The sequence below is a fragment of the Antrihabitans spumae genome, from assembly GCF_043944905.1.
GTDB classification, from domain to species: domain Bacteria; phylum Actinomycetota; class Actinomycetes; order Mycobacteriales; family Mycobacteriaceae; genus Antrihabitans; species Antrihabitans spumae.
In genome coordinates, this window is the sequence record NZ_JBIMSN010000134.1 from 1 (window position 1) to 2,028 (window position 2,028).

1 protein-coding gene and 1 pseudogene are annotated in these 2,028 nt (G+C 56.7%); both read left to right on the top strand.

The window, feature by feature from the left end; genetic code table 11:
- Positions 1-538: pseudogene (locus ACHIRB_RS26600) on the top strand (SAM-dependent DNA methyltransferase); the annotation flags it as partial.
- Positions 535-1,863: a restriction endonuclease subunit S gene (locus tag ACHIRB_RS26605; protein WP_395126748.1), complete on the top strand. Its 1,329-nt coding sequence runs from the start codon at positions 535-537 to the stop codon at positions 1,861-1,863. The pseudogene ACHIRB_RS26600 and the gene ACHIRB_RS26605, both read left to right, overlap by 4 nt.
- Positions 1,864-2,028 lie beyond the last annotated feature (165 nt).

A 2,028-nucleotide genomic window follows, 5' to 3' on the forward strand; every position in this document is an offset into this window, starting at 1 on the left:
CACGTACAGATCCTCTCTCAAAACGAGAGTCACTGTCCAAGATCATTGGTACACCCCAGCACTTACCAAGCTGAGCGACCCCGAGAAGGCCTCGGTAAGCAACGCATTCACGCTGCTGACCGGCCGGTCATGGTCGAATCGCGAAAAGTTTGTCACCGACCTCAAATCGGCTCTCGCACAGTCTGGTTTGGTGAAGCCACCAGTCGCACTGATAAAGACGATTTGGACAACCGTCGGACAGCACGACCCTAAAGCCGATCTCGTCACCAGCAAGGGCGAACCAGAAGTCGACGCCATGTTGCGGGACACCGAGAACGTGCCGCTGACCGAGGACGTCGAAACATACTTCACGCGCGAGGTGCTTCCGCATGTTCCGGACGCGTGGATCGATCACGATAAAACAAAGACCGGTTACGAGATCCCGTTCACTCGGCACTTCTACCAGTACGTGCCGCCGCGGCCACTCGCAGAGATTCAGAAGGACCTCCGTGTGCTTGTAGCTGAGATCCAGGAAATGCTTTATGAGGTCGGAGCGTGAACGTCCCGGCCTATAAGGAGTACCGCGAATCCGGTGTCGAATGGGTCGGCAAGGTCCCAAGCCACTGGATAATGCGGCAAATCAAGTGGGGAAATCCAGTCCGGCGAGGCGCATCGCCGCGGCCGATTGACGACCCCAAGTACTTCGACGACGATGGCTATTGGTCGTGGGTTCGGATCGCAGATGTCTCCGCTTCGCGGGCACATCTGACAAAAACGACTCAGCGGTTGTCGGAACTCGGAAGCTCGCTAAGTGTAAAGCTGAACCCCGGAAGCTTGTTTGTCAGTATCGCGGGAACCGTGGGCAAGCCGTGCATTAATGACATTCCGGTTTGCATCCACGATGGGTTCGTCTACTTCCCAGATCTTGACATAGACAGCGAGTTCCTATTTCGAATTTTTGAGGCCGGTGAATGCTACAAAGGTCTCGGAAAGTTCGGCACACAGTTGAACCTAAATACCGACACCATCGGGTCAATCCCCATCCCGATTCCAACCTGTTCCGAGCAACGCTTGATCACTGATTTCCTCGACCGCGAGACCGCCAAAGTCGATTTGCTGATCTCTAAGCAAGAGCAGCTAATCGCCACCCTGCGCGAGGACCGCGCGGCCACAATCACGCGCGCGGTGACCAAAGGCCTCGAACCCGATGACGATCAGATGAAAGATTCGGGAGTGCCGTGGCTTGGGAGTATACCGGCGACGTGGACTCGCCAGAAGTTGAATTGGTGCTTCACCTTTTTGAATGGCGACCGGGGCACGAATTATCCAGCGAGCAACGAGCTTACGGATGAAGGCATCCCATTTGTAAACGCTGGCCATCTTCGGGATGGGCGGATTGATTTTTCCTCTATGAACTACGTAAGCAAGGAAAAGTATGCCTCGATGGGCGGGGCGAAGTTACGGCCAGGGGACATCCTGTATTGCCTTCGCGGGTCCTTGGGCAAGAATGCCATCTTCACCGCAGCCTCGGGAGGTGCACTTGCTTCCTCGCTGGTTGCGCTGAGAAGCCGCAACCCGTTAGCAGTGGACTGCACGTTTGCATTCTGGATGCTGAACTCCGCCGCCGAGGATGCGCAGCTCGCGATGATCGGTTCCGGTTCAGCGCAGCCGAATCTATCGGTCGACGATCTCGGAGGTTTTGTCTTCGGCATACCGCCCATCGACGAGCAACTCAAGATCGCGGCATTCCTCGAAACCAGGTGCGGGAACATAGACAAACTGATCTCAAAGGCCGCCGAGGTTATCCGTACGATCCGCGAGTATCGCTTGGCGCTGATCACAGCTGCGGTTACCGGCAAGATCGATGTGCGAGAGGCAATCTGACGTGCCGCAACATCACGAGTCCGCCTTCGAAGAAGAGCTATGTGCCCACCTCGCCGCTAATGGCTGGCGCTACTCGCCCACCGACGCTGGGTACGACCGCGAGCTAGCCCGGATCTTTCACGCGGGGCGCGTGCTGGCCTGAGCGGTTCGGGTTGATGGTTTCGA